The organism is Streptomyces sp. TS71-3 (assembly GCF_018327685.1).
Classification (GTDB): Bacteria; Actinomycetota; Actinomycetes; order Streptomycetales; family Streptomycetaceae; genus Streptomyces.
This window is the reverse complement of record NZ_BNEL01000001.1, coordinates 3,871,466-3,898,027: the sequence shown is the minus strand read 5'-3', so window position 1 is coordinate 3,898,027 and position 26,562 is coordinate 3,871,466. Positions and strand designations below refer to the sequence as shown.

The window sequence follows — 26,562 nt, the reverse complement described above, 5'->3', positions numbered from 1 at the left end:
GGGCGCGGGGAACCGCGCAGCAAGCGACGACGAACCCGCCACACCGTCACCGGCCCCCACATACTCGGCCACCCGGGGGCGCCAGCCCCCTACGCCGTGACGAAGTCGATCAACTCCTCGACACGCCCCAGAAGCGCCGGTTCCAGATCCTTGTAGCTGTGCACGCACGAAAGGATCCGCGCCCACGCCGCGCCCGTGTTCTCCGGCCACCCCAGCCCCCGGCACACCCCCGTCTTCCAGTCCTGCCCGCGCGGCACGCGCGGCCACGCCGCGATCCCCACGGAGGACGGTTTCACGGCCTCCCAGACGTCGATGTACGGGTGGCCGACGACCAGGGTGTCCGGCCCGGTCACGGAGGCCGCGATCCGGGACTCCTTGGTGCCGGGCAGCAGGTGGTCGACGAGCACGCCGAGGCGCGCGCCGGGCGCGGGTCCGAAGGCGTCGACGATCGCCGGGAGGTCGTCCACGCCCTCCAGGTACTCGACCACCACGCCCTCGATGCGCAGGTCGTCGCCCCACACCTTCTCGACGAGTTCGGCGTCGTGGCGCCCCTCGACATAGATGCGCCCCGCCCGCGCGACCCGGGCCCGCGCACCCGGCACGGCGACGGACCCGGAGACCGTGCGTGCCGGCACCGCGGGGGCGCCGGCGGAGGGCGGCCTGACCAGGGTCACGGGTCTGCCCTCCAGCAGGAAGCCACGGGGCTGGAGCGGGAACGCGCGGTGCTTGCCGAAGCGGTCCTCCAGCGTGACCGTACCCGCCTCGCAGCGGATCACCGCCCCGCAGAACCCGGTCCCGGCCTCCTCCACCACGAGCCCCGGCTCCGCCGGCACCTCGGGCGCCGGCTGCTGTCTCTTCCAGGGCGGGGTGAAGTCGGGTGAGTACTGGCGCATTCGGCCGACGATAGAAGAGCCGGCGCCCCGGCGGTCACGACACGCCGTAACGCAGGGCGAGTTGATCGCGCTGCTTCCGGACGAACCCGGCATTCACCGCGGCACCGTGCCCGGGCACGTAGACGGCGCCGGGGCCGCCGAGGGCCAGCAGCCGGTCCAGTGCCGCGGGCCACCGCTCCGGGACGGCGTCCGGGCCGGCCTGCGGCTCTCCGGACTCCTCCACGAGGTCCCCGCAGAACACCACGTCCCGCTCCCCCGCCCCGCCGGGCACCAGCACCGCCAGGTCGTGCGCGGTGTGCCCGGGTCCCGCGTTCACCAGCAGCACCTGGAGTCCCCCGCCGAGATCGAGCGTGCGCTCTGCTGGGACGGCGTGCCAGGCGGGGGCGCCGTCGCGGCGGGCGGCGTCGGTGCCGGTGCCTGCCACACCTCTGTCGGCCGTTTCCCGAACGAGGCGCGTCAGGGCGGCGGCTTCGGCGGCCTCCCCCGGGGCGACACCGTGGTGCACCGCGTCCGCGCGCAGGTCGTCGGCGCCGGAAGCGATCAGTGTCCCGGTGCCGGGCGCGGCGTGGATCTGCGCATCCGCGAACGCCGGGGCGCCCAGCACATGGTCGAAGTGCGGATGGGTGAGCGCGAGGTGGGTCACCCGACTTCCGGGGCCGAGCAGCCCTTCGGCCGCGGCCCGCAGGCGCGCCCCCTCGGCCAGGGTCGAGCCCGCGTCGACCAGCAGGGCCGCGCCGCGCCCCGCGACCAGCCCGCTGGTGCAGTCCCACCCCGGCAGCCTGCACCGCCCGGCCCGTGCGGACAGTTCCTCCCAGCCGGCGCCGTGCCACGCGACCCGCATCCGCTCCCGCCTCTCAGCTCAGCCCCTGCCACGCGCGCCCGTGCGTCTGCGCGGCGCCTGTCCCGTTCCGCCGTGTCGCGCCGAGACAGGCGCTCAGTCCGGGCGCCCCAGTCCAGGCGCCCCGGTCCGGGCGTGTCAGTCCACCAGGTCCCGGACGACGGCGTCGGCGAGGAGCCGGCCGCGCAGCGTGAGGACCGCCCGCCCGGCCTCGTAAGGAGCCGCTTCGAGGAAGCCCTCGGCGACCGCCCGCCGGGCCGCCGCGGCTCCGTCCCCGTGCAGCAGGGACAGCGGGCAGCCGTCCCGGAGCCGCAGTTCCAGGAGGATCCGCTCGACCCGCCGGTCCTCCGCGGTGAGCACCTCGCGCCCGGCGCCGGGCGAGCGTCCGGTGGCCAGCCGCGCCGCGTACGCGCCGGGGTGCTTGACGTTCCACCACCGCACCCCGCCGACGTGGCTGTGCGCACCGGGTCCGGCGCCCCACCAGTCGGCTCCGCGCCAGTACAGCTCGTTGTGCAGGCAGCGGCCCGCGGGGGACGCGGCCCAGTTCGACACCTCGTACCACGCGTAGCCGGCCGCGGAGAGCACGTCATCGGCGATCAGGTAGCGGTCCGCGTGCTCGTCGTCGTCCGTCATCGGTATCTCGCCGCGGCGGATCCGGCGCGCCAGTCCCGTGCCCTCCTCCACGATCAGCGCGTACGCCGACACGTGGTCCGGTCCGGCGCCGATCGCCGCGTCCAGGGAGGCCCGCCAGTCGTCGTCCGACTCGCCCGGGGTGCCGTAGATCAGGTCGAGATTCACATGCGCGAACCCCGCGGCACGGGCCTCTGCCACGCACGCCTCGGGGCGGCCGGGGGTGTGCCGGCGGTCCAGGACGTCGAGGACGTGCTGGCGCGCGCTCTGCATGCCGAAGGAGATCCGGTTGAAGCCGCCGGCCCGCAGGCGGGCCAGATAGGCGGGGTCGACGGACTCCGGGTTGGCCTCGGTGGTGATCTCCGCGTCGTCCGCGAGCCCGAACTCGGACCGGATCGCGTCCAGCATCCGCACGAGGTCGTCGGCGGCTAGCAGCGTGGGCGTGCCGCCGCCGACGAACACGGTGCGCACCGGGCGCGGGTCGTCGCCGAGCACCTTGCGGGCCAGGCGGACCTCGTCGATCAGGGTGCCCGCGTAGTTGTCCCGCGAGGCGAGCACGCCGCCGGTGCCGCGCAGCTCCGTGGCGGTGTAGGTGTTGAAGTCGCAGTAGCCGCAGCGGGTGGCGCAGTACGGGACGTGCAGGTAGAACCCGAGGGGGCGGTCGGCGCCGCCGTCGAGGGCGTGCGCCGGCAAGGTTCCGTCCTCGGGGACGGGCTCGCCGTCGGGCAACACGGAAGGCATACGTGCCATTGTCTCGTATACCGGCAGAACCCCGGGCCTCCCCGCACAGGGGGTGCCTACGGCACCGCGGTGCCGGTCCTGCGCGGTGGCGGTCTCGGTGCGGGTCGTGCCGGGTTCGTCGCGCGGTTCCCCGCGCCCCATTCTTGCGGCACCATGCGGCGCCAGTCCCGCCCCTCCAGGCACGTGACCAGCTGCCACGCCATCGCGGCTGTCCCCCACTGCCTGAAGGGCGTGGGAGGTACCCCCAGCAGTTCCCCGCGCCCCTTATCGCGGCGCCTGCGGCGCCAGTCCCGCCCCTCCAGGAGCGTGCCCATCTGCCACGCCATCGTGACTAGTCGCGCCGTTCCCCGCGCCCCTTTCAGGCGCGCCTACGGCGCCCATCCCGCCCCACCAGGCACGTGACCATCTACCACGCCATCGTGACTAGTCGCGCCGTTCCCCGCGCCCCTTTCAGGCGCGCCTACGGCGCCCATCCCGCCCCACCAGGCACGTGACCATCTACCACGCCATCATGGCTGATCGCGCCGTTCCCCGCGCCCCTTTCAGGCGCGCCTACGGCGCCCATCCCGCCCCACCAAGCGCGTAACCACCCACCACGCCATCGTGGCTGATCGCGCACAGAAGACAGGGCTGCGCCCCGATAGGGGCGCGGGGAACTGCGCGAGCAACCGAGTCGCACGCCGCGGCCTTCAGACCGCCCCAGGCACCGCTTACGGCGCCGAAGGCGCCCTCCAAGGGGCGCGGGGAACTGCGCGAGCGACCCGGTACGGCCCGCAGAGCACACCATCACCCCAGCGGGCGTGATGGCGCCGCAGGCGCCGCGATAAGGGGCGCGGGGAACTGCGCAACCGGCCACGGCGCACCGGACCCGCCCCATCGCCGCCACCCCACCCGTGGCGCCGGGGCGCGCGCAGGGAGCGAGCGGGCCCGGCGCCCGAGCCGGAAGGAGGAGGACGGAACCGGGGCGCGGGATCAGGCCTCGCGCGCCCCCGCGTACATCTCATCGATCAGATGCCGGTACTCCCGCTCCACCACAGGCCGCTTCAACTTGAGGCTCGGCGTCAGCTCCCCGTGCTCGATGTCGAGGTCCCGCGGCAGCAGCCGGAACTTCCTGATGGTCTGCCACCGCTGCAACCCCTCGTTGAGCCGCTGCACGTACCCGTCGATGAGCGCGACCGTCGCCGGCGCGGCGACGACCTCCGCGTACGACTTGCCGGCGAGCCCGTGCTCGTTGGCCCAGTCCATGATCGAGGGCTCGTCGAGCGCGATCAGCGCGGAGCAGAAGTTCCGGTCGGCGCCGTGCACCAGGATGTTGGAGACGAACGGGCAGACCGCCTTGAAGTTCCCCTCGACCTCGGCCGGCGCTATGTACTTGCCGCCGGAGGTTTTGATCAGGTCCTTCTTGCGGTCCGTGATGGTGAGGTAGCCGTCCGCCGAGAGCTCGCCGATGTCCCCGGTGTGGAACCACCCGTCGCTCTCCAGCACCTCCGCGGTCTTCTCCGGAAGCCCGTGGTAGCCCTGCATGATGCCGGGGCCGCGGAGCAGGATCTCGCCGTCGTCGGCGATCCGCACCTCCGTGCCGGGCACGGGCTTGCCGACCGTGCCGGTGCGGTAGGCCTCGCCCGGGTTGACGAAGGACGCCGCGGACGACTCCGTGAGGCCGTAGCCCTCCAGGATGTGCACTCCCGCACCGGCGAAGAAGTAGCCGATCTCGGGGGCGAGCGCGGCGGAGCCGGAGACGCAGGCCCGCATCCGGCCGCCGAAGGCCTCGCGCAGCTTGGCGTAGACGAGCGCGTCGGCGATCTTGTGCTTGACGCTCAGGCCGAAGGGCGCGGAGGCGTTGCCGGTGCGCCGGTAGGTGTCCTGGGTGGCCTTCGCGTAGTCGCGGGCCACCTCCGCGGCCCACTGGAAGATCTTGTACTTGGCGGCCCCGCCGGCCCTGGCCTTGGCCGCCACGCCGTTGTAGACCTTCTCGAAGATGCGCGGCACCGCGGCCATGTAGGTGGGCTGCACCACCGGCAGGTTCTCGATGATCTTGTCGACCCGGCCGTCGACGGCGGTGACGTGCCCGAGCTCGACCTGGCCGCTGGTGAGGACCTTCCCGAAGACGTGCGCGAGCGGGAGCCACAGGTACTGCACGTCGTCCGGGTAGATGAGCCCGGTGGAGGCGATGGCCTTGGCCATGTACGACCAGCTGTCGTGCGGCAGCCGCACGCCCTTGGGGCGGCCGGTGGTGCCCGAGGTGTAGATGAGGGTGGCCAGCTGGTCGGCCCTGATGGCCGAGACCCGCTTGCCGATGAGGTCGGGCTCCTTCTCCAGGCGGGCCGCGCCGCGCGCCTCCAGCTCGTCGAGGCTGATCACCCAGCCCTCGGGCTCGTCGGCCGGGGCCCCGTCCCGGATGCCGCGCGGGTCGATCACGACCACGTGGGCAAGACCGGGCAGGTCGGCACGCTGCGCGCGGGCCTTGGCGAGCTGCTCGGCGTCCTCGGCCACCAGCACCTTGCTGCCGGAGTCGGCGAGGATGAACGCGGACTCGTCGGCGTTCGTCTGCGGGTAGATGGTGGTGGTGGCCGCGCCCGCGCACAGGATGCCGAGGTCGGTGAGGACCCACTCGATCCGGGTGGCCGAGGCGAGCGCGACGCGCTCCTCCGGCTCTATGCCGAGCTCTATCAGGCCCGCGGCGATGGCACTCACCCGCTCGGCCGTCTGCCCCCAACTCAGCGACTTCCAGTCGTCCGGGCCCGTACCGGAGGCGGGCGGGACCGGATACCGGAAGGCCTCCTTCTCGGGCGTGGCCGCCACGCGCTCCAAGAAGACGTTCGCCACCGACGGCGGACGGTTCTCGATCAGGGTTTGTGTGTCGCTCACGACTTCCTCCGGGCCCGCGACAGTGTGCGTCTCGGCTGGGCGGCTGACTGCCCGCGGCTTGGCTGCTGTTTAACTCACGAGTAACTACCGAGTGGTGATCAGGGTAGAGGGCAGCCGCGCCGCGCGTAAGAGGCCTTGACGCGTCTCTTTACACGACACCCGGTCTCTTTGCAGAGGGTCCCGCTTTTGTGCACACCTGGACCGGCGCTCGTGTGCTAGAGACCGGTCAATTCATAGCCCGAGCCCCCGGCAACGCGGGCGAACCCACCCCCGGGACGCACCCCAAGAGCACCCGAAGGGGTGCGGCTCCGCCCCGAAAGGAGCGGGGTGAGCCGCCCGATCCGCCCCGGCGAACCCACCGGGCCGCGTCCGTCCGCTACGCCGGAGAGGGAGGCCGTGCGGGGCGGACCTCCACCGCACCGGTCCGCTCCGCACGGAGCGGACCGGCACGCCCGGCCCCGCCCCGAGGCCACCGCCTACTTCTTCTTGCCGCCGTCATCGCTCGACAACACCGCGATAAACGCCTCCTGCGGAACCTCCACAGAACCCACCATCTTCATCCGCTTCTTGCCCTCCTTCTGCTTCTCCAGCAGCTTCCGCTTACGCGAGATGTCGCCGCCGTAGCACTTGGCGAGGACGTCCTTGCGGATGGCGCGGATGGTCTCCCTGGCGATGACCCGGGAGCCGATCGCGGCCTGGACGGGCACTTCGAAGTTCTGCCGCGGGATGAGCTCCTTGAGCTTGGCGACCAGCCGCACGCCGTACGAGTACGCCTGGTCCCTGTGGGTGATAGCGGAGAACGCGTCGACCTTGTCGCCGTGCAGCAGGATGTCGACCTTGACGAGGTGCGCGCTCTGCTCTCCCGTGGGCTCGTAGTCCAGTGACGCGTAGCCGCGGGTCTTGGACTTGAGCTGGTCGAAGAAGTCGAAGACGATCTCGGCGAGCGGCAGCGTGTAGCGGATCTCGACGCGGTCCTCGGAGAGGTAGTCCATGCCCAGCATCACGCCGCGCCGGGTCTGGCAGAGCTCCATGATCGCGCCGATGAACTCGCTCGGGGCGAGGATCGTGGCCCGCACGACCGGCTCGTAGACCTCTGCGATCTTCCCCTCGGGAAACTCGCTCGGATTGGTGACGGTGTGCTCGACCGCGTCCTCCATGATCACGCGGTAGACCACGTTCGGAGCGGTGGCGATGAGGTCCAGGCCGAACTCGCGCTCCAGCCGCTCCCGCACCACGTCGAGGTGGAGCAGCCCGAGGAAGCCGACGCGGAATCCGAAGCCGAGGGCCGCGGAGGTCTCCGGCTCGTAGACCAGCGCGGCGTCGTTGAGCTGGAGCTTGTCGAGGGCCTCGCGCAGCTCGGGGTAGTCCGAGCCGTCCAGCGGATACAGGCCGGAGAAGACCATCGGCTTGGGGTCCTTGTAGCCGCCGAGCGGCTTGTCGGCGCCCTTGGACTGCTCGGTGATGGTGTCGCCGACCTTCGACTGCCGGACGTCCTTCACTCCGGTGATCAGATAGCCCACCTCGCCGACGCCGAGGCCGTCGGCGGGCAGCATCTCCGGGGAGTTCGTGCCGATCTCCAGCAGCTCGTGGGTGGCGCCGGTGGACATCATCCGGATCCGCTCGCGCTTGCCCAGCTGCCCGTCGACGACACGCACGTACGTCACCACGCCGCGGTACGAGTCGTAGACCGAGTCGAAGATCATGGCGCGGGCGGGCGCGTCGCGGACGCCGACCGGCGGCGGGATCTCGGCGACCACCTTGTCGAGCAGCGCCTCCACCCCGAGGCCGGTCTTCGCGGAGACCCGCAGGACGTCGTCGGGCTCGCACCCGACGAGGTTCGCGAGCTCCTCGGAGAACTTCTCCGGCTGCGCGGCCGGGAGATCGATCTTGTTGAGGACGGGGATGATGGTGAGGTCGTTCTCCATCGCCAGGTAGAGGTTGGCGAGAGTCTGGGCCTCGATGCCCTGGGCGGCGTCGACGAGCAGGATGGTGCCCTCGCAGGCCGCCAGGGAGCGTGACACCTCGTAGGTGAAGTCCACGTGGCCAGGGGTGTCGATCATGTTCAGGATGTGGGTCCTGCCGTGCTCGGGGCCCTCGGTGGGGGCCCAGGGCAGCCGGACGGCCTGGGACTTGATCGTGATGCCGCGCTCGCGCTCGATGTCCATCCGGTCGAGATACTGAGCGCGCATCTGCCGCTGCTCGACCACGCCGGTGAGCTGGAGCATCCGGTCGGCGAGGGTGGACTTGCCGTGGTCGATGTGCGCGATGATGCAGAAATTGCGGATCCGAGCCGGGTCGGTACGGCTCGGCTCAGGCACATGGTCAGTGGTCGCGGGCACGCAGGGTCCTGTCTCTTGAGGCGTCCATGCCTCTGCTGACTTCGAGGGCAGATCGATACGTAGCTCCCATCGTCCCATGAGCCGGGCTCTGCGACCGGTTTGGGCTGCTTGGACACTGGCTGCTAGCCTGGACCGCTGTGTCTTCGGACGCTTCCCGACCGTGTCGGACCAGCCGCTGAAAGCGGCGCGGTGCACGCGGCACGGCGGGCGCCCGGCCGAGACACGTGTGAAAGACCATCCTTCTGTAGCTGAACCTGTACCTGAAAAGGCTCTTTCGTGGCGAACATCAAGTCCCAGATCAAGCGGATCAAGACCAATGAGAAGGCCCGGCAGCGCAACAAGGCCGTGAAGTCCTCTCTCAAGACCGCGATCCGCCGCACCCGTGAGGCGATTGCCGAGGGTGACTTCGAGAAGGCCACGGCCGCCTCGCGCGAGGCCTCGCGCAAGCTGGACAAGGCCGTCTCGAAGGGCGTGATCCACAAGAACCAGGCCGCCAACAAGAAGTCGGCCATGGCGTCGAAGGTCGCGTCCCTCAAGGGCTGAGCCGCCCTGCCCCAGCCGGGCGGTCCGGGGTAACCAGTCCCCGACCGCACGATCGCCCAGGCGATCACCCGGCCAGCAGGGCCCCCGATGGCCGACATGATCATACGAACGGCCATCTGAACGCTTGACCGCCGGCGGGACCCCGAGCGGGCCCTCTCTCATCCGCTGCCCACCGGCACCCCGGCTCCGTACCAGTCCGCGTTCGCCACGACGCTGCGGCGGAGCCCGTTCCAGCAGTTCCGGAACCCCCCTTTCCGGCCCTTTCCCCAGGGCCGGGGAGGGGGTTCTCGGCTTTTCCGGGGTTTTCTGCGGTTTTCTGGGGCTTCGGGGGTTCGGGGGTTCTAACGCCGGGAGCGGGCCGCGCGGGCGATGGTGACGACCGCCTTCTCCAAGGCGTACTCCGGGTCGTCTCCGCCGCCCTTGACGCCCGCGTCCGCCTCGGCGACCGCCCGGAGCGCCACGGCGATCCCGTCAGGCGTCCACCCCCGCATCTGCTGGCGGACGCGGTCGATCTTCCAGGGCGGCATGCCCAGCTCCCTGGCGAGGTCCGCCGGGCGGCCGCCTCGCGCGGCGGACAGTTTGCCGATCGCCCGCACGCCCTGCGCCAGCGCACTGGTGATCAGTACCGGCGCGACCCCGGTCGACAGCGACCAGCGCAGCGCCTCCAGGGCCTCCGCCGCCCGGCCCTCCACCGCGCGATCGGCGACGGTGAAGCTGGAGGCCTCGGCACGGCCCGTGTAGTAGCGCCCGACGACGGCCTCGTCGATGGTGCCGTCCACGTCCGCGACCAGCTGGGCCGTGGCCGAGGCCAGCTCCCGCAGGTCGCTGCCGAGCGCGTCGACCAGGGCCTGGCACGCCTCGGGGGTCGCGGACCGGCCCAGCGCCCGGAACTCCGCCCGCACGAACGACAGCCGGTCGGCCGGCTTGGTCACCTTGGGGCAGGCGACCTCACGCGCGCCCGCCTTGCGCGCCGCGTCGAGCAGGCCCTTGCCCTTGGCTCCCCCCGCGTGCATGAGCACCAGGGTGATCTCCGGCGCGGGCGCCGTCAGATAGGCCCTGACATCCTTGATCGTGTCCGCGGAGAGGTCCTGCGCCTGGCGGACGACCACGACCTTGCGCTCGGCGAACAGCGAGGGACTCGTCAGCTCGGCCAGCGTGCCCGGCGCCAGCTGGTCCGGGGTGAGGTCCCTGACGTCCGTGTCCGGGTCGGCTGCCCGTGCCGCCGCCACCACCTGCTGCATGGCCCGCTCCAGCAGCAGCTCCTCCTGCCCCACGGCAACGGTGACGGGAGCCAACGGGTCGGACGTGTCGGCCCTGCGCGGGCTCGCGGTGCGTTCGCTGTTCCTGGCCATCGCGCCAAGCATCCCACGCACCACTGACAGCCCGGCTCGGCCAGGTCCGGCCCCGGGGCGTCTGCGGTCACCGGGTCACCGGGTCACCGGGTCACCGGGTCACCGGGTCACCGGGTCACCGGGTCACCGGCAGATGAGAGTCAGAGGCCACCGTCGGGGCGCCGGCCCGTGGGGGCGGACTCGGGTCGCCGCGGCTCAGGGGTCCTCGCGCCAGCCGTCCCACTCCTCGACGAACTCGTCCAGTTCCCGGGCATCGAGCCGGCCCCCGGCGTCCTCGACGAGCAGCAGCCACTGGGCGTCCTCGGCGTCGTCCTCCCCGGCGAGGGAGTCCCGCACCATCTGGGGCTCCTCCGCGAGGCCGAAACGCTCGCCCAGCGCCTCGGCCGCCTCCTCCGCGGCATCGCGGTCGGGCAGCACCAGAACGTGCCTGACATCGACCACGCCGTCACTCAGCTCGTCCACCGGCCCCGCACCACTCGCATCGCTCCCACGCCCCTTCTCACCTCCGCATTCTCCGGCATCCCGCCTGAGGCGACGACCGGGGCCCGGTCCGGCGGACCGCCGCCGACGCGCGGATGCGGTGGGGGTTCACATCGTGTATCCCGGCGGCGGGGGCGCTCCTCGCACGCCGGGCCCTGCGGCTCCGCGCCACCACGCCTCCCCGAGCCGGCTCACCGCCTGGGGACGAACTGCACGTCGAGGTCCACCGTGACGCTCGGCCCGACGACCGCGATGCCCTGGGCCAGCCTCGCCTGCCAGCTGACCGTGAAGTCGTCCCGGTGGAGCTCGGCCGTGGCATGGCAGGCCGCCCTGGTCTCGCCCTCCATGCCGTTGCCCAGGCCCTGGTAGTCGGCTTCGAGCGTGACCGTCCGCGTGACGCCGTGCAGGGTCAGCGCCCCGGGTATCGCCCAGCGGCTGCCGCCCTTGTACACGAGGCGCTCGCTGTAGAACTCCAGCGTCGGGAACCGCGCCACATCGAGGAAATCCGCGGACCGCAGGTGGTTGTCGCGCACCACCAGGTTGGTGTCGATCGAGGCCGCGTCGATGACCACGTGCATCGCGGACTGTTCGACCGGATCCGCGATCCGTATCGCACCTGCAAACGTGTTGAACCGGCCGTCAATGCGCGCGAGGCCGATATGCCGGGCGGTGAAACCGATCGAGGTGTGCATCGGCTCGATCTCCCACTTCCCCGGCGCGGGCAGCGGTGGCGGCTGCGAGATCCGGAGAGTGAGGTCGCCGAGCGAGGCGAGGGAGTTCTCCATGACCGTCGCGGTGGCCCGGTAGGGCGCATAGCCCTCCGCCGAGACGGCCAGGCTGTACTCCCCGGCGGGCACGGTCGCCATGAAGCTGCCGTACGGGTCCACGCTTCCTGCGACGACCGTGCGTCCGAGGGCGTCGCTGACCGCCAACTCGGCGTGCCGCACCGGCTCGTTGACGGGATCGAACACCCGGCAGCTCAGTGCCCCCGCGTCCGGTGGTACCGGCATGGCCGAGAGGAGCCCCTCCCCCAGCCCTCGTGCGGCTTGGTCGCCCCTCCTGTGGCCGAACATGGCGAACACCCCAGTGCGATGTGAGAACTTGCCAGGACGTGTGAACGTAAAGCCCTGAACGCCTGCGGAGGCGATCAACTTTGCGAAGATACCTTCACCTATCGTCGCAGCGTTCGACACAAAGGGAACCGGCCTCGCGAGAATCCGGCACTTGCGCTGGTTACTTTCCCGTTTGGGCGAAATCGTTCACACGCTTTGTCGCGGAGATCCCTGTACCGCCTTCCCCTACTCCTCTCCGACGGCCCGTCATGTGGCCATTGTCACCATGGCGATTCGGGCGATTCGGCTACCTTCAACCCGCTCCCGGCAGTGCCGACGACCGCCAGCGACCCGTCCCGATCCGTTCGCAACACTTTCGCCCCGCCCGCCTGGAGAGCCGCGACCGTACGAGGGGATGGGTGCCCGTACGGGTTGTTCGTCCCGCAAGAAATCAGTGCGAGCCTGGGCGACACCGTCCGTATGAGCAGCGGGTCCTGGTAGGCCGAGCCATGGTGGGCGACCTTCAGGACGTCCACGTGCCCGAGGCCCGCTCCTGAGGGACTGGCCAACAGTGCTTGCTGTGCCAGCGGTTCAAGGTCGCCCAACAGCAGGAGCCGTAGGCCGCCGGTGCGGACCATCAGTGCCACACTCGCGTCATTGGGGCTGTCGGGGCCAGGTGCCGGCCGCGGAGGAGGCCAGAGCACCTGCCATTCCAGCGACCCCGTCCTCCGCCGCTCCCCCGCCACCGCCTGCGTGACGGGGATGTGCCGGGCCTCCGCCGCCCTGCGCACGGACTCCGCCTCGCCCAGCGGCTCCCGGAACCCCGTGGTCTCGATCGCCCCGACGTCCCTGCCGTGCAGCACACCGGGGAGGCCGGCAACGTGGTCGGCGTGGAAGTGGGTGAGCAGCACCATCCGGACGCGGGTCACCCCGAGCCTGCGCAGGCAGTGGTCGACGAGCACCGGGTCGGGCCCCGCGTCGACCACCACGGCCGTGCCATCGCCCGCCGCGAGCACCGTGGCATCCCCCTGGCCCACGTCGCACATCACGAACCGCCAGCCGGGCGGCGGCCAACCCGACAGCACCCGCGGCAACGGCCTCGGCTGGAGAACGAAGAGGAGCAGCGCGCAGAGGCAGATCAGACTCACCCATGGGTGTCTGATCAGCTTCCGTCCCGCCGCGACCACCGCCACACCCACGGCGAGGAGCAGCAGGGCGCCCAGCCAGCCGCCCGGCCAGTCGACGCCGGCCCCCGGCAGATCGGCGCCGGTGCGGGCGACGTCCGCCAGCCACCCTGCCGGCCACCCCGCGCACCAGGCGAACACCCTGGCCACCGGCATGGCCACCGGCGCCGCCACCAGCGCACCGAACCCCAGCACCGTGGCGGGAGCCACCGCGAACTCGGCCAGCAGATTGCAGGGCACCGCGACCAGGCTCACCCGCGACGCCAGCACCACCAGCACGGGGGCGCACACCACCTGAGCGGCAGCAGCTGCCGCCAGCGCCTCAGCGACCCGCGGCGGAACGCCCCGGCCCCGCAGCGCCTCCGCCCACCCGGGCGCCAGCGTGAGCAAGGCCCCGGTCGCCAGCACGGAGAGCAGGAAGCCGTAGCTGCGCGCCAGCCACGGGTCGTACAGGACCAGCATCAGCACCACCGCCGCCAACGCGGGGACCAGTGATCTACGCCGGCCCGTCGCGATGGCGAGCAGCGCGATCCCGCCGCAGGCCGCCGCGCGCAGCACGCTGGGTTCCGGCCGGCACACCACCACGAACCCGATCGCCAGTACCCCGCCGAGCAGCGCCGTGGCGCGCAGGCCGATGCCCAGGCGCGGTGCCAGCCCGCGCCGCTCCGCCCGTTGCGCCAGGCCCGGCGGCCCGATCAGCAGGGCCAGCAGGATGGTGAAGTTGGCCCCGCTCACCGCCAGGACGTGCGTGAGGTCGGTGGCGTCGAACGCCTCATGGAGCTCGGGCGGCACCCGTGAGGTGTCCCCGACCACCAGCCCCGGCAGCAGCGCCCGCGCATCCGGTGCGAGGTCCTGCGTCGCCGTACGCAGCCCGGCACGGAGCCTGCCGGCGAGCCGCTGCGGAGCCGACGGCTTCCGGACCACCTCCGGCGGCCCGCCACCGCCGACCCTGACCACGGCGGCGATCCGGTCGTCCCCGGAGAGCGGCGGGGCAAGCCGTGCCCGCACGCGCACCCGGGTGGTGGGGAGCAGCCGCTCCCACGGTGAGGCTCGGGCCGTGACGGCCTGGGGGGCCGTGTCGTCGGATGGGGCGGTGCCGTCCAGTGGGGCCGCCTCGGCTGGTGAGGTCTCGACCGGTGGCACTGTGCCGTCCGATGGGGCCGCCTCGGCTGGTGAGACCGTCTCCCCCGTGCCCGGCGGACCCGCTCCGGCCGGCTGATGGGCGACTGCGCCACGGGCCCCGGATGGGGACGGGGGCGAGGGCTGGGACGGGGACTGTGGCGGTGCATGGGGGTCTCCGGCGGCCCGCTCACCCGCCGTCCTCGGGGCCGGCGCGTCGGCGATCACCAGGACCGGGGTCCTGGTGGCGCGGGCCGTGCCGTCGGCCGTGGTGACGCGTACGGCCCGAGCGTCGAAGACGATCACCGTCCGTGCCATGTGGTCGCCGGTGACCCGGGGCCGTGTCCGGTGCGGATCCGAGGTGACCTCCACGTCGACGGTGACACGGGCGTACCCGCGGGCCAGCGCCGGGATGGGGCCGCGTCTCAGGTCGGCACCGTGCAGGGCCGCGGAGGACGCGGAGGCGGCGACGCAGAGCAGGGTCGCCGTCGCGGACACGCGAAGCCACGTCCGACGCCGCTCCCTGCTCTGCCGGGCGCCGCGTTCGGCTCTCCTCGCCAGCAGGGCGAGGGCGGCGGCGAGCAGCAGGGACACCACCACGAGCGGGACGGTCCAGCGCGGCCCTGCGTGCAGCGCCACGGCTGCCGTGCCCCAGGTCGCGAGGGCCGGCGGAACCAGGCGCAGGTCCGGCGGGCCCTCCTGACGGGGGTGGGAGGCCCCGAGCCGGCCCGGGGCGTTCCGGTGGACCGCCGGGCGATCCTCCGGGGGCGGGCCCGTGGACCGAGCCGTGGAGGCACCCGGGGCCGGATACGGCTCCCGACCGGGCCGGGCTGCCACCGGAGCGCGGGCTGCCTGCGGGACGACGGCACGCGGGGGCTCCCCAGCGGCACGCGGCGGCTCCCTGCCAGCACGCGGCAGCTCCCCGGTTCGCGCGTCGGTCGCCACGCGGGGGCGAGGGCCGAGGGCTCGTTCGGCCAGCTGTCGCACCGTCCTGCTGCGAGGGCCACCAACTCGTCCGGCTGTTTGTCGCACCGCCCCACTGCGAGGGCCGGTGGCTCGTCGTGCCCCAGCAGATCCGATATCGGGGCCGGGACGGCCCTTGCCGACCGCGCCGGAATCGGTGTCGCCGTTCGTCCTCCGGGCGCTCATAGCCGTACGAGTTTCTGGAGGTCGGCGAAGCGGCGGTCGCCGATGCCGTTGACTTCGCGGAGTTCGTCCACCGAGTGGAAGGAGCCGTGCTGCGTCCGGTAGTCGATGATGTGCTGGGCGAGGACGGGGCCGACGCCCGGGAGCGTGTCGAGCTGGTCCACGGTGGCGGAGTTCAGGCTGACCGGGGCCACGGGCACCGCCGCGCCTCCCGCGCCGCCGCCGGACGCCTGAGCGCCCGTCGCGCCAGCTCCCACGACCGCCCCCGCCGGCGCGCCGGCCGCCTCCGGCTGCTTGCCGACGAGCACCTGTTCGCCGTCGACCAGGAGCCGGGCGCGGTTGAGGCCGTCGGTGGAGACGCCCGGGCGGACTCCGCCCGCTGCCTCCAGCGCATCGGCGACCCGGGAGCCCACGGGCAGCCGCTGCAAGCCCGGGTGCAGCACCTTGCCGCCGACATCGACGACGATCACGGTCCCGCCGGTGCCGGCCGGGTTTGCCGTGCTGTGCGCGGCAGGTGCTTCCTCGGCGGTTTCCCGGGGGACGCCCTCGGGAGCGGCGCGCACCACGTCCGGAGCCTTGACCGGCTGGCTGCGGCCGACCCAGAAGTGCTGCGCGGCGAAGGCCGCCGCGGCGACCAGCACCACCGCAAGGGCGATGACGCTGCGGCTCTCCAGGCCGCAGCGGGCCTGCAACGACTGCATCCACAGGGGCAGGCGGTCGCGTACGGCGGCGGATGCCCGCGTCCTCCAGGAACCCGCCTTGTCGAGCCCGACCTTGTCGAGCCCGCCGGGCTCGACGTGCGCGGGGTGTGCGGCACGGCCGCCGTCCGCCGGAGGGCCCACCACCGGCCAGGGCCCTTCCTGTTCGCCCAGACGCCCCGGCTGCCGCATGGGATCCCCACGACGCGCCTCCCGCCCCGCCTGCCACCCGTGGTCGCCATGTGGCGCCTCCCGCCCCGACTCGCCCCCGCGCACCGCCTGCACCGGATCGACGGCATCTCCCCATCCGGCGTCTTCAGTGCCATGCGATACCGACCCGGAAACCCCTCCCTCCGGATGCGCGAAAGATGTCGCCTCACCGGGAGCTTCCTCCTCATGGGGAGCTGCCTCCGGATCGGGAGGCGGCCCCTCACCGGGAAGTCCCCCTGCATCGGGCGTCTCCTCACCAGGAAGCGCCCCCGCACCCGGAGCAAACCCCTCGTCGAGACGCACCCCCTCCCGACCCGGCGGAGTGGCCACGCCCCCGTCCTCGACCACCGCCCCGTCCCGATAGGTGCGCACCGCCGGTCCGCGGGCCCTCGGTGGGTCGCCGAACAGCGCCGTCGTGCGTAACCGCATGGCCTCCCGCACGGCCTGGTGCCTGCGTGCACGGGCGCTGCGCATGCGGAGCCGGGACGGGCGGATGCGGCCGTCGGAGCCGGGGCCGCGGCCGGGCCCACTGCTCGCTGCGGATGTACTGCGTACGGAGAGTGATCGAGGTGCCATGCCCGTGACGCTAAAGGAACCCGCGGAACACAGTGGATCTTGGTCAATTCCCGTGGATTACTGAACAGTTGTGGAAAACTCCCTCACCCGAACGCAGGAATGACCACGACTCCACGACTCCACGACGACCACGGAGACCACGGATATAAGGGATATAAGGGAGATCAGGGAGACCGCGAAGATCACCGAGATCACGGGGAGAACACTGGGAGCACGCGAACCCCACGAACCTTCCGGCACCGCACCCCGCTCAGCGCGGTGACACCACGGCCCCGAGCAGTCCCGGCCCCGTGTGCGCCCCGATGACCGCGCCGACCTCGCTGACGTGCAGGTCGACGAGGCCGGGCACCCGGTCCCGCAGCCGGTCGGCGAGGAGTGCCGCACGCTCGGGTGCGGCGAGGTGGTGCACGGCGATGTCGACCTCGGCGGCGCCTGCCCGCTCGGCGACGACCTCCTCCAGGCGGGCGACGGCCCGGGAAGCCGTCCGTACCTTCTCCAGCAGCTCGATGCGGCCCGCGTCGAGCTGGAGCAGCGGTTTCACGGCGAGTGCGGAGCCCAGCAGCGCCTGTGCGGCGCCGATCCGGCCGCCCCGGCGGAGGTAGTCGAGCGTGTCGACATAGAAGTACGTGGCCGTTCCCGCGGCTCGTTTCTCCGCGGCGTTGACGGCCTCGTCGATGGTGCCGTCGGCCTCCGCCGTCTCGGCGGCGGCCAGGGCGCAGAAGCCGAGGGCCATGGCGACCAGGCCGGTGTCCACGACCCGTACCGGGACGGGCGCCTCGCGGGCCGCGAGGACCGCGGCGTCGTAGGTCCCGGAGATCTCGGCGGAGAGGTGGAGGGAGACGATGCCGTGCGCACCCGCTTCCGCCACGTTGCGGTAGGTCTCGGCGAAGACGGCCGGGCTCGGCCTTGACGTGGTCACCGGCCGACGCTTCTGGAGGGCCTGGGCGAGGGAGCGGGCCGAGATCTCGGTGCCCTCGTCCAGCGCCTGGTCACCGAGGACGACGGTCAGCGGGACGGAGGTGATGCCGTGCCGCTCCGCCATCCGTTGCGGCAGGTAGGCCGTGGAATCGGTGACGATGGCGACATGGCGGGACATGAGCTGGAGATTACCCGCAGCGGGTGTCGGTCGGCAGCCCCGTCCCGTCCGGCCGTGTGCAGGTCATGTGGTGTTCTCGGGACGGTGATTCTTCTGCCACGGATAGGCGGGCCGCCGAACCGGAGGGGTGATCTCCGGGCGGGTGGCCCGCTGCGTGCCGGCCTCCCGGGTCGGGCCCGAGGGATCGGGCCAGGTCTGGTCGGCTCCCGGGGTGTCCGGAGCCGGGGGCTCCGGCCAGGCGGACGCGGGCCGGTCGGTTCGAGGCTGGTGCGTCGCGGGACCCGGATCGGGGCGGGTGTGCCCGCTCGGGTGCGGGGAGTCGCTGTCGTGCGCCCAGTGTCGCAGCGCCCCCGCCTCCACGTCGATCTGCGCGCTCAGGGTGTCCAGGTCGTCGTCCGCGAAGCGGTGGGCGCGGTCGCGGGCGGCCCAGCGCAGGGCGTCCGCGGATTCCGTGATCCGCTCGGTGCGTTGGCGCAGTTCGGGGAGGCGGGCGGCCATGGTGGCGCGGTCGGGTTCGCGTTCGAGGCGCTTCAGCTCGTCGTCCAGCTCGTGCCCGTGGGCGCTGAGGCGGCTGAAGAGGCTCAGGGACTCCTTCAGCGACTCGTCGTCCGCCATCTTGGCTTCCAGGGCGTCCTGGGTCGCGCGCATCGTGGTGCGCAGGTGGAGCCGGAGCTGGGCCAGCTCGCCGGCCGGGCCGGGCTGCGCGTACGACTTGGCGCGCAGGGCGGAGTCCTCGACGGTGCGCCGGGCCTGGCTGACGTGCCGGTCGACGGTGCGCTTGGCGGCGCCCACCACCCTGACGGTGGCGTACGTGCCGAGCGCCACGAACAGCAGGAACAGCACCGCCACGACGGCGATCACGGTCTCCATGACCCCTCCTTACGGTGCTGTCGGCCCGAGGGCGGGCCCCTCGGGGCAACCGTCCGGGCGCTCGCGCGGCTTCCGCTCCTCCACCGTAAACGCAAAACACCCACCGGAGGTTCCGCCGGAACCGGCGAGCTGCCCGGGACCCGCACCCGTACCGACGGCCAACCGGACCATCGACACCATCGACACCATGGGCACCATGGGCACCATGGGCACCGTCGGCCCCAATGACGTCACCACCTGCACCACGAGCAGCAGCACCACATGCACCACCCGCCCCACAGGCAGCAACAGCACCCGCTCCCGCACCCCGGTGCCGCGAACGGAACAGGTACCCCGGAAGGGGGAACGGAGGTGCGGGTGGCGAAGCCCCCGCCAGGCGAGGCGAAGCCGAGCAAAAAAAGACGAGGGCGACATGGTCCGCGCTTTCCGCGGACACACCTCACCCTCGCACGAGTGGAGCTAAGGAGAATTGAACTCCTGACCTCCTGCATGCCATGCAGGCGCTCTACCAACTGAGCTATAGCCCCGAGTGGCCTCTCCGGTTGCCCGGCGGCTGCGCCAACATTACACGGTCCTCCCGGTGGATCACCAAATCGTTTCGGGCCCCCAGGGCCGCGGCAGCCGCTCCCGTACGTCACCCGACGGCCGCGTTGGGTCACCACCGCGCCTGCCGTACGCCGCGGTGAACCGCCGCCCCTCAGCGCACCGTCACGCCGTGGCGAACGAGTAGAAGCGCTTGAGCGTGCAGTGCTCGTCCAGCAGCCGGCCGTAGATCGGCTCGCCCTCGAGTTCCCGGTAGGTCTCGATGGGGTCGCCTTTTATGATCAGCGCCCGCGCGCATTCCTCGCACCAGTACTGGTAGTCCGGGTTGACGGGCTCCATGTCCCGGACGATCGGCGTGCCGCTGCCGCACCAATCGCACTTGCGCCTGTGTGCACCCATCGATCAGCTCCAGCTATGGCCGCAGGCCGTGCACACGTAGGAGATTCCACCGTTGTCGCCGAGCATCTGGGCGACGTGGGAGGACCCGCAGGACGGACAGAGGAGGCGGGTCTCGAGTAGAGGGTCGACGGGTGGCGCACCGGGCGGGACGTTGCGGGGGGAGCGGGCGGGGAACTGCGTTGAGGGAGTGGTCCGATCCGGGTTCATCACCGCTTCGGGGAGGCGGTCGGCCTCCCCGAGGATGCTCGCTGGCATCGCTTCTCCCTCCCGTCGGGCATCCCCTTCCGGCGGGTTTGATTCTGCCACGGGGGATGCGGGACGGTCATCGACGCAGGCGTACCAGTCCGGACACGTTACCGAGGTCGTGGCCGCCCCGGCCAGGGCATGCGCGCTGTTCGAGAAGGTTTCGCCGGCGGGTCGACCGCGCGGAAATCTCGCCCTCGACCGGGTGGCCGTCCGCGGCAACCAGGGACGCGTCCAAGCCGACGGGGAGCGTTCGTGCCCGAACTTCCCTCAGCCAGCAGGGAGTTGGCACGCCCGCGGAACACCGGATGCGCGAGCCGCCGGCAACGGCCCCCGGCCCAGGCCGCCCACGATGCCACGGGCATCACGCGCGACACCAGCAGCCACCGACGAAAACGGTGCCCCAGAAAGGGTGACCCGCAAAGGCTGCCCCGCAAATGAACCCCGGGAAGGGCGCCCCGCGAAGCCCGGGAACGGCGCCCCGCGAAGAACCCCGGGAACGGCGCCGCGGCAAGGGGGGTGCGGGTGGCGAAGCCCCCGCCAGGCGAGGCGAAGCCGAGCAAAAAAAGACGAGGGCGACATGGTCCGCGCTTTCCGCGGACACACCTCACCCTCGCACGAGTGGAGCTAAGGAGAATTGAACTCCTGACCTCCTGCATGCCATGCAGGCGCTCTACCAACTGAGCTATAGCCCCTCGTGTTCGTCCCGCTCCGTGCGGCGAACAAGCAGAACTTTAGCCTGCGAGCTGCCGGAATGTGAAATCCGGGCTGTCGCCGGGCGCCGGCGGGTCAGTCGTCGTCGCCGAGCACCGGCTCGGGCAGGGTGCCGGCGTTGTGCTCCAGCAGCCGCCAGCCGCGCAGGCCCTCGCCGACGACGGACCAGCAGCAGTTGGAGAGCCCGCCGAGGCTCTCCCAGTGCCGTGGTTCGAGGCCGAGGAGGCGGCCGATGGTGGTGCGGATGGTGCCGCCGTGGCTGACCACCACCAGGGTGCCGTCCGCGGGCAGTTTCTCCGCGTGGCGCAGCACGACGGGCGCGGCGCGGTCGGCGACCTCGGTCTCCAGCTCGCCGCCGCCCCTGCGCACCGGCTCGCCGCGCTTCCACGCCGCGTACTGGTCGCCGTACGAGGCGATGATCTCCTCGTGCGTGAGGCCCTGCCAGACGCCCGCGTACGTCTCCCGAAGGGCGTCGTCGTAGGTGACGTCGAGGCCGGTCACCCGGACCAGCTCGGCGGCCGTGTCGACGGCCCTGCTGAGGTCGGAGGAGAGGATCGCGTGCGGGCGCAGCGAGGCGAGCAGCCGGGCGGCCCGCCGGGCCTGGCCGCGTCCCGCCTCGGTGAGCTCGATGTCGGTGGTGCCCTGGAAGCGGCGCTCCAGGTTCCAGGCCGTCTGTCCGTGCCGCCACAGGATGATGCGGCGGCCGCGAGGGGTGCTCATCGCACTTCCCCGCCCAGCTCGCGGAGCTCCTTGGCCTCCTCCGCCGCCCGCTCGCGCTGTGCGTACTCCTCGGTCTTGCCCCGGGTGGCCTTGGCGTCGGCGGGCAGCTCGATCTCCGGGCAGTCCTTCCAGAGCCGCTCCAGGGCGTAGAAGACGCGCTCCTCGTTGTGCTGGACGTGCACGACGATGTCGACGTAGTCGAGCAGCACCCAGCGGGCCTCGCGGTCCCCCTCACGGCGTACCGGCTTCGCGCCCAGTTCCTTGTTCAGCCGCTCCTCGACCTCGTCGACGATCGACTTGACCTGGCGGTCGTTGGGCGCGGAGGCCAGCAGGAAGGCGTCGGTGATCGCCAGCACGTCGCTGACGTCGTACGCGATGATGTCGTGCGCGAGCTTGTCGGCTGCGGCCTGGGCGGCCGCGTTGATGAGCTCGAAGGAACGGTCAGTGGCTGTCACACTTCAGCTTTCGGTCGGGACATGGCGGCACACGGGCGCGTGGAAACGGGCCCTGTGGCCGACGGTCAGTACCCCAAGGGTCTCACGGACGTCCGACAGCGCCTCAAACGATTACCGGCGGCTGTCATGGCGTCACCCCCGAGCGGCGGGGGTGACGCCCGGCGCGCGCCCTAGGGCGACGTGCTCCCCTGCTCGGAGTGGTAGTCCTCGCCGAGGGTCACGGAGACGTCGGCGTTGGCGGCGACGTCGCCCTTCCTGACCGCGCTCGCGGGCAGGCCGAGAGTCTTGGCGACCTCGGACGCGTCCTGCTTCTTCGCCGCGTCCGCGTAGGTGACCTGCGACGACGTCTGCACGGGGGCGTTCGCCCCGGCGTCGATGAAGGTGTAGCCGCCGTTGACGAGGGCGACGCGCGAGGACTCGGTGGCCGCCTTGGCGCCGGACGCGTTCTTGACGCCCACCCGGACCGCGGCGTCCTTGGCGGGGGCCTTGACGGTGCCGCCCAGGACGTCCTTGACGACGCTGTCGGTGGCCTGCTCGCTGACCGTGCCGTCCTGCTGGACCGGGAGCACCATGGTCTTGTAGTCGCCGCCCTTGGCGTGGTCGGCGAGCTTGGCGAGGAACGCGCCGAGGTCCTTGTCGGTGAGCGAGGGGTCCATGATCTGGGCGAGGGTCTGCACGGTGACCGTGGAGGACTGCGGGTCGGACGACATCTTGCGCAGCACCCCCTGCATGACCTGACCGAAGCGGTCGAGCTGTGCGGTCTCCGGCTCGCCCGGCGCGCGGTAGGTGGCGTAGGCCACGGCCATGGGGCCGCTGAGGGTCTGGTCCTCGCCCTTCTTCACCAGTGGTGCGGTTGTCCCCTTCTGCCCCTTCTTGGGGTTGGGGTCGGGCACGTTGGCGTCGGTGGTGATGTCGATGTTGCCGACGAGTTCGACGAGGTTGTTGAGGTAGGGGGTGTCGAGCCGCCAGGTGCCCTCGATCCGGGTGCCCAGGAGGGTGTCGATCGAGTCGCGGGTGCCGCTCGAACCGTCGTCGTCGACGGACTTGGCGAGAGTGGTCGAGGTGCCGTCGTCGTCGGTCAGGCCCAGCGAGTTGGGCAGCAGGATGGTGGTGCCGTGCTGGGTGGTGGTGTTGTTGACGAGCAGCGCCGTGGAGGTGCCGCCGCCCTTGGTGTTGTGCAGGTGGACGACGATGACGTCGCGGTTCTGCGGCCCTGCCTCCTGCGCGGCGCCCTTGGCGTCGCTGCCCGAGAGGCTGGGCAGCTTGCCCGCGTACCAGAGGTAGCCGACGCCGCCGGCGAGGACCAGCGCCAGGACGACCACCAGGGCGATGACGCGGCTGCGCGCCCGCCGCCTGGCCTCCTCGCGCCGTTCGGTGCGGCTCTCGGTGAACTTGAGCCAGTCGATGACGTCCTCGGAGTCCTCGGTGGGCTCCTCGACGAACGAGAACTGCTCGGTGCGGTACTCGCCGTCGGGCCCCGGGCCGCCGTGTCCCCCGGCATCGGGGCCGCGCTCCCGCGGCGGCTGCACGGGCGGCTGCTGCGATCCGGTGTCCGTGGCGGGCCCGTAGGGGTCGTAGGAGTCCCTGTCGTGGGGCTGCCCGCCGTAGGGGGCTCTTGCGGGGTGTACGCCGGTTCCGTACGGGTCCTGCGACCTCGGCGGAGCCGGCGGGACTATCGGCTGCCGGCCGGTGGCCCCCGGGTCGTAGGGCGCGACGGGGGGCTGCCGGCCGGTCCCGTACGGGTCATGCGGGGAGACGGTCGGCCGGCGGCCCGTGCCGTACGCGTCCTGAGGCGGCACGACGGGCTGCTGCGCGGTCCCGTACGCGTCGTGCGGGGGAACGGGGGGCTGCTGGCCCGTGCCGTACGGGTCCTGCGGCGCGGCGCCGGGCTGCCGGCCGGTGCCGTACGGATCGTGCGGGGGAACGGGGCGCTGGTGACCGGTGCCATAGGGGTCATGCGGCACGCGGGGCTGCTGGCCGGTCCCCTGCGGGTCGTAGGGCGGCACGGGCGGCTGCTGGCCGGTCCCGTAGGGGTCGTCGTACCCGTACGGCCGGCCGTAGGGCTGCCGGCCGTCCTGGGTGGCGCGCTCGGGCGGCACCTCCCGGTACACGGGTTGACCGTAGGCGTCGTAGCCGACGAGCTCGTACTGGTCCCCCGGGTATCCGTCGTGTCGCTCGTTCACAGGTGGCCCTCCCGGCTCAGGTGCCGCGGTACAGGTTGCGCTTGGCGATGTAACGCACCACGCCGTCCGGCACGAGGTACCAGACGGGTTCGCCTGCCGCGACCCTCGCACGGCAGTCTGTGGAGGAGATCGCCAGCGCGGGGACCTCCACGAGCGTGACACCGCCTTCGGGCAGGCCCGGGTCGGCGAGCGGGTGCCCGGGGCGCGTGACGCCGATGAAGTGCGCGAGGGAGAACAGTTCGTCGGTGTCGCGCCAGGTGAGGATCTGGTTCAGGGCGTCGGCGCCGGTGATGAAGAAGAGATCCGTGTCGGGGTTGAGGTCGCGCAGCTCGCGCAGGGTGTCGGTGGTGTAGGTGCGGCCGGCGCGGTCGACGTCGATCCGGCTGACCGAGAACTGCGGGTTCTCCACGGTGGCGATGACCGTCATCAGGTACCGGTCCTCGGCCGCGGAGACCTCCTTCGCGTCCTTCTGCCAGGGCTGGCCCGTCGGGACGAACACGACCTCGTCGAGCTGGAACTGCGAGGCGACCTCACTCGCTGCGACCAGGTGGCCGTGGTGGATCGGGTCGAACGTTCCGCCCATCACACCCAGGCGGCGCTTGCCCGTGCTCACCGGGCCCGCCGGCACGTCCCGGCGGGCGGCCGGCCTGTGCTGACCGGTAGGCATGTCCTGCTCTCCCATGCGTGCTGACCCTACCTGCCCGGCACGGGGCCCGGGTGGGCCCCACCGGCGGCGGGAAGGGAACCGCTCGGGGTCAGCGGTCCCGGTTGAAGCGGGTGGTGATCCACAGCAGCAGAAGCAGCACGAAGAGTGCGCCGCCTCCGGTGAGGTACGGGCTGAGGCTCGGGTGGTTGCCGCCGCCCTCGCCCTCGGCGGCGAGCGTGATCATCTGGGTGGCGGTGCTGTGGAGGCTCATCGTCGGCAGGACCTATCCGGAAGGTGGGTTCGGGCTGAGGACTGAAGACTTCCGGGCCATCGTATGCGGGCGGCCCGGCGGAGCTCACGCCGACTCGGGTCTACGGCTTCCGGCCGACGTCCCCGTTCTCCCCCCGAGCACGGCCAGCGGCCGCCGAGGCCCCGGCGTCCTGCTGTGCGCTCCGGGCCCCGGAGACGTCCTCGCCCCCGGTTCCGGAGGCGTCCCCGCCGCCGGCCTTCGGGGTCTGCCGCACGGCGCCGTTCTCGGGCGAGCGGTCGCTGCGGTAGCCGCGGAGCAGGAACCACGCCATCAGCACGGCGCCGACCAGCAGCACCGCCAGAACCGTACGCAGAAGGGCGCCCGGTCCCTGCTTGTCCGCCGCGCTCGCGGCACCTGCGAACCAGACGGTGTGAGCGATGTACTGCATGGGGGGCGACTCCTGGGTAGCTGTCGCGGCTCGCACAAATGTCATGGAATGTGCACAGCCACACTCGTGCGCTGCCCTGTCACGGTATCTCCGCTTAGGCTGGTGCCCGCCTCGGGGGCACCGACACCGCATGGGGGATGGCATGACCGACGCCGACTACGAGCCGCACGACCGGGTACCCGGCAGGTCCCGCTCGCGGTTCCCCGGGATCTCCTCCCGGGCGTACGAACATCCCGCGGACCGCTCCGCCCTGGTGGCACTGCGCAGGCTCAGCGGGTTCGACACCGTGTTCAAGGCGCTCAGCAGCCTGCTGCCGGAGCGCAGCCTGCGGCTGCTGTTCCTGTCCGACTCGGTGCGGGTCTCCGACGCCCAGTTCGTGCACCTCAACGACATGCTGCGGGACGCCTGCTACATCCTGGACCTGAAGAAGATCCCGCCGATGTACGTCAACCAGGACCCCCAGCCGAACGCGATGTGCATCGGCCTGGACGAGCCGATCATCGTGGTCACCACGGGGCTCGTGGAGTTGCTCGACGAGGAGGAGATGCGGGCGGCCATCGGCCACGAGGTGGGCCACGCGCTGTCCGGGCACTCGGTGTACCGCACCGTCCTGCTCTTCCTCACCAACCTCGCGATGCGCGTCGCGTGGATCCCCCTCGGCAACGTCGCCGTGATGGCGATCGTGACGGGGCTGCGCGAGTGGTTCCGCAAGTCCGAGCTGTCCGCGGACCGCGCGGGCCTGCTGGTCGGCCAGGACCTGCGGGCCTCGATGCGCGGCCTGATGAAGATGGCGGGCGGCAACCACCTGCACGAGATGAACGTCGACGCGTTCCTGGAGCAGGCGGAGGAGTACGAGGCCGGGGGCGACCTGCGGGACTCCGTGCTGAAGATCCTCAACATCCTCCCGCGCACGCACCCGTTCGCGACGGTGCGCGCCGCGGAGCTGAAGGCATGGGGCGAGTCCCGTGACTACCAGCGGATCCTCGACGGCCACTACCCGCAGCGCGACGACGACGGGAACACCTCCGTCTCCGACTCGTTCCGGCAGTCGGCGGCCTCGTACGCGAGCGACGTGCGCAACTCGAAGGACCCGCTGATGAAGCTCGTCTCCGACCTCGCGGGCGGTGCGGGCGACCTGGGCGGCAAGATGCGCAGCGCGTTCGGCTCCTTCGGCGGCGGCACGGCTCCCCGCGACCGCGCCTCCGATCGCGACCCCTCCCAGGACGACGAGCCGGGCCCGTGGGACAAGCCCCGGCCCGAGACGGACTGACGGGCGGCAGGGGGCGGGGGCGTCGCACACGCGGGAGCGACGCGCACGGGGGCCGC

Annotated in this window: 22 protein-coding genes and 2 tRNA genes; 2 read left to right on the top strand and 22 right to left on the bottom strand. The window is 72.1% G+C overall.

All coding sequences use genetic code 11. The annotated features are described in order from the left end of the window. Nucleotides 1–89: 89 nt before the first annotated feature. The 5 genes from Sm713_RS15735 to lepA form a co-directional block, all read right to left on the bottom strand. Nucleotides 90–893 (bottom strand): DUF3097 domain-containing protein, encoded by an 804-nt coding sequence (locus tag Sm713_RS15735; RefSeq protein ID WP_212910240.1) that lies wholly within the window; start codon nt 891–893, stop codon nt 90–92. Nucleotides 894–927: 34 nt separating this feature from the next. After that, nucleotides 928–1,734 (bottom strand): MBL fold metallo-hydrolase, encoded by an 807-nt coding sequence (locus tag Sm713_RS15730; protein WP_212910239.1) that lies wholly within the window; start codon nt 1,732–1,734, stop codon nt 928–930. Nucleotides 1,735–1,869: 135 nt separating this feature from the next. After that, complete coding sequence (gene hemW, locus Sm713_RS15725) at nt 1,870–3,102, bottom strand: radical SAM family heme chaperone HemW (protein ID WP_212910238.1); 1,233 nt, start codon at nt 3,100–3,102, stop codon at nt 1,870–1,872. A 972-nt stretch (nt 3,103–4,074) separates the two neighbouring features. Next, a complete protein-coding gene (locus Sm713_RS15720) occupies nt 4,075–5,970 on the bottom strand; it encodes a long-chain fatty acid--CoA ligase (protein ID WP_212910237.1) in 1,896 nt (631 codons plus the stop codon). 476 nt (nt 5,971–6,446) lie between these two features. Continuing rightward, complete coding sequence (lepA, locus tag Sm713_RS15715) at nt 6,447–8,309, bottom strand: translation elongation factor 4 (protein ID WP_212910236.1); 1,863 nt, start codon at nt 8,307–8,309, stop codon at nt 6,447–6,449. A gap of 276 nt (nt 8,310–8,585) precedes the next feature. Between lepA and rpsT the strand changes: the two genes are divergently transcribed. Next, a complete protein-coding gene (gene rpsT / locus Sm713_RS15710) occupies nt 8,586–8,852 on the top strand; it encodes a 30S ribosomal protein S20 (RefSeq protein ID WP_212910235.1) in 267 nt (88 codons plus the stop codon). A gap of 341 nt (nt 8,853–9,193) precedes the next feature. Here rpsT and holA read toward each other — a convergent pair whose 3' ends face one another. The 17 genes from holA to Sm713_RS15625 form a co-directional block, all read right to left on the bottom strand. Continuing rightward, nucleotides 9,194–10,204 (bottom strand): DNA polymerase III subunit delta, encoded by a 1,011-nt coding sequence (holA, locus tag Sm713_RS15705; RefSeq protein ID WP_212910234.1) that lies wholly within the window; start codon nt 10,202–10,204, stop codon nt 9,194–9,196. 195 nt (nt 10,205–10,399) lie between these two features. Beyond that, nucleotides 10,400–10,645: a hypothetical protein gene (locus Sm713_RS15700; protein WP_212912032.1), complete on the bottom strand. Its 246-nt coding sequence runs from the start codon at nt 10,643–10,645 to the stop codon at nt 10,400–10,402. 230 nt (nt 10,646–10,875) lie between these two features. Then, a complete protein-coding gene (locus Sm713_RS15695) occupies nt 10,876–11,757 on the bottom strand; it encodes a YceI family protein (RefSeq protein ID WP_212910233.1) in 882 nt (293 codons plus the stop codon). 260 nt (nt 11,758–12,017) lie between these two features. Beyond that, the gene (locus Sm713_RS15690) at nt 12,018–14,678 is read right to left on the bottom strand and encodes a ComEC/Rec2 family competence protein (protein ID WP_249416308.1); all 2,661 of its coding nucleotides are present in this window, start codon (nt 14,676–14,678) and stop codon (nt 12,018–12,020) included. Nucleotides 14,679–15,184: 506 nt separating this feature from the next. Further along, nucleotides 15,185–16,030: a helix-hairpin-helix domain-containing protein gene (locus Sm713_RS15685; protein WP_249416307.1), complete on the bottom strand. Its 846-nt coding sequence runs from the start codon at nt 16,028–16,030 to the stop codon at nt 15,185–15,187. A gap of 889 nt (nt 16,031–16,919) precedes the next feature. Next, entirely contained in the window at nt 16,920–17,765 is an 846-nt protein-coding gene (locus Sm713_RS15680) for a DegV family protein (RefSeq protein ID WP_212910230.1), read from the bottom strand. 63 nt (nt 17,766–17,828) lie between these two features. Beyond that, the gene (locus Sm713_RS15675) at nt 17,829–18,635 is read right to left on the bottom strand and encodes a hypothetical protein (protein ID WP_212910229.1); all 807 of its coding nucleotides are present in this window, start codon (nt 18,633–18,635) and stop codon (nt 17,829–17,831) included. Nucleotides 18,636–19,089: 454 nt separating this feature from the next. After that, nucleotides 19,090–19,162, bottom strand: a tRNA-Ala gene (locus Sm713_RS15670). Nucleotides 19,163–19,343: 181 nt separating this feature from the next. Continuing rightward, on the bottom strand, nt 19,344–19,577 hold the full coding sequence (locus Sm713_RS15665) for a hypothetical protein (RefSeq protein WP_016643127.1): 234 nt from the start codon (nt 19,575–19,577) through the stop codon (nt 19,344–19,346). A 3-nt stretch (nt 19,578–19,580) separates the two neighbouring features. Beyond that, on the bottom strand, nt 19,581–19,832 hold the full coding sequence (locus Sm713_RS41685; RefSeq protein WP_212910228.1) for a hypothetical protein: 252 nt from the start codon (nt 19,830–19,832) through the stop codon (nt 19,581–19,583). Between the two features lie 610 nt (nt 19,833–20,442). Beyond that, a tRNA-Ala gene (locus tag Sm713_RS15655) sits at nt 20,443–20,515 on the bottom strand. Nucleotides 20,516–20,609: 94 nt separating this feature from the next. Beyond that, nucleotides 20,610–21,254: a histidine phosphatase family protein gene (locus Sm713_RS15650; RefSeq protein ID WP_212910227.1), complete on the bottom strand. Its 645-nt coding sequence runs from the start codon at nt 21,252–21,254 to the stop codon at nt 20,610–20,612. Further along, a complete protein-coding gene (gene rsfS / locus Sm713_RS15645) occupies nt 21,251–21,709 on the bottom strand; it encodes a ribosome silencing factor (RefSeq protein WP_212910226.1) in 459 nt (152 codons plus the stop codon). Before rsfS ends, Sm713_RS15650 begins: the two co-directional genes overlap by 4 nt. A 170-nt stretch (nt 21,710–21,879) precedes the next feature. Beyond that, complete coding sequence (locus Sm713_RS15640; RefSeq protein ID WP_212910225.1) at nt 21,880–23,892, bottom strand: LCP family protein; 2,013 nt, start codon at nt 23,890–23,892, stop codon at nt 21,880–21,882. Nucleotides 23,893–23,908: 16 nt separating this feature from the next. Beyond that, nucleotides 23,909–24,574, bottom strand: coding sequence for a nicotinate-nucleotide adenylyltransferase (gene nadD, locus Sm713_RS15635; RefSeq protein ID WP_212910224.1), 666 nt, complete (start codon nt 24,572–24,574; stop codon nt 23,909–23,911). A gap of 73 nt (nt 24,575–24,647) precedes the next feature. Continuing rightward, a complete protein-coding gene (locus Sm713_RS15630) occupies nt 24,648–24,809 on the bottom strand; it encodes a hypothetical protein (RefSeq protein WP_212910223.1) in 162 nt (53 codons plus the stop codon). 100 nt (nt 24,810–24,909) lie between these two features. Further along, complete coding sequence (locus Sm713_RS15625) at nt 24,910–25,236, bottom strand: hypothetical protein (RefSeq protein WP_212912241.1); 327 nt, start codon at nt 25,234–25,236, stop codon at nt 24,910–24,912. 142 nt (nt 25,237–25,378) lie between these two features. On the opposite strand from Sm713_RS15625, the gene Sm713_RS15620 reads away from it, so the two are divergent. Continuing rightward, nucleotides 25,379–26,506 carry a M48 family metallopeptidase gene (locus tag Sm713_RS15620; RefSeq protein WP_212910222.1) on the top strand — a complete coding sequence of 376 codons (1,128 nt, stop codon included), beginning with the start codon at nt 25,379–25,381 and terminating at the stop codon, nt 26,504–26,506. The last annotated feature ends 56 nt before the right edge of the window (nt 26,507–26,562 follow it).

Bases quoted from the DNA above. Each gene is read 5' to 3' on its own strand.
- Sm713_RS15650 (WP_212910227.1), bottom strand. From the start codon at position 21,254: ATGAGCACCCCTCGCGGCCGCCGCATCATCCTGTGGCGGCACGGACAG.
- Sm713_RS15730 (WP_212910239.1), bottom strand. From the start codon at position 1,734: ATGCGGGTCGCGTGGCACGGCGCCGGCTGGGAGGAACTGTCCGCACGG.
- Sm713_RS15680 (WP_212910230.1), bottom strand. From the start codon at position 17,765: ATGTCCCGCCATGTCGCCATCGTCACCGATTCCACGGCCTACCTGCCG.
- holA (WP_212910234.1), bottom strand. From the start codon at position 10,204: ATGGCCAGGAACAGCGAACGCACCGCGAGCCCGCGCAGGGCCGACACG.
- Sm713_RS15620 (WP_212910222.1), top strand. From the start codon at position 25,379: ATGACCGACGCCGACTACGAGCCGCACGACCGGGTACCCGGCAGGTCC.
- Sm713_RS41685 (WP_212910228.1), bottom strand. From the start codon at position 19,832: ATGCCAGCGAGCATCCTCGGGGAGGCCGACCGCCTCCCCGAAGCGGTG.
- Sm713_RS15675 (WP_212910229.1), bottom strand. From the start codon at position 18,635: ATGGAGACCGTGATCGCCGTCGTGGCGGTGCTGTTCCTGCTGTTCGTG.
- Sm713_RS15665 (WP_016643127.1), bottom strand. From the start codon at position 19,577: ATGGGTGCACACAGGCGCAAGTGCGATTGGTGCGGCAGCGGCACGCCG.
- nadD (WP_212910224.1), bottom strand. From the start codon at position 24,574: ATGGGAGAGCAGGACATGCCTACCGGTCAGCACAGGCCGGCCGCCCGC.
- Sm713_RS15625 (WP_212912241.1), bottom strand. From the start codon at position 25,236: ATGCAGTACATCGCTCACACCGTCTGGTTCGCAGGTGCCGCGAGCGCG.
- hemW (WP_212910238.1), bottom strand. From the start codon at position 3,102: ATGCCTTCCGTGTTGCCCGACGGCGAGCCCGTCCCCGAGGACGGAACC.
- Sm713_RS15735 (WP_212910240.1), bottom strand. From the start codon at position 893: ATGCGCCAGTACTCACCCGACTTCACCCCGCCCTGGAAGAGACAGCAG.
- Sm713_RS15630 (WP_212910223.1), bottom strand. From the start codon at position 24,809: ATGAGCCTCCACAGCACCGCCACCCAGATGATCACGCTCGCCGCCGAG.
- Sm713_RS15695 (WP_212910233.1), bottom strand. From the start codon at position 11,757: ATGTTCGGCCACAGGAGGGGCGACCAAGCCGCACGAGGGCTGGGGGAG.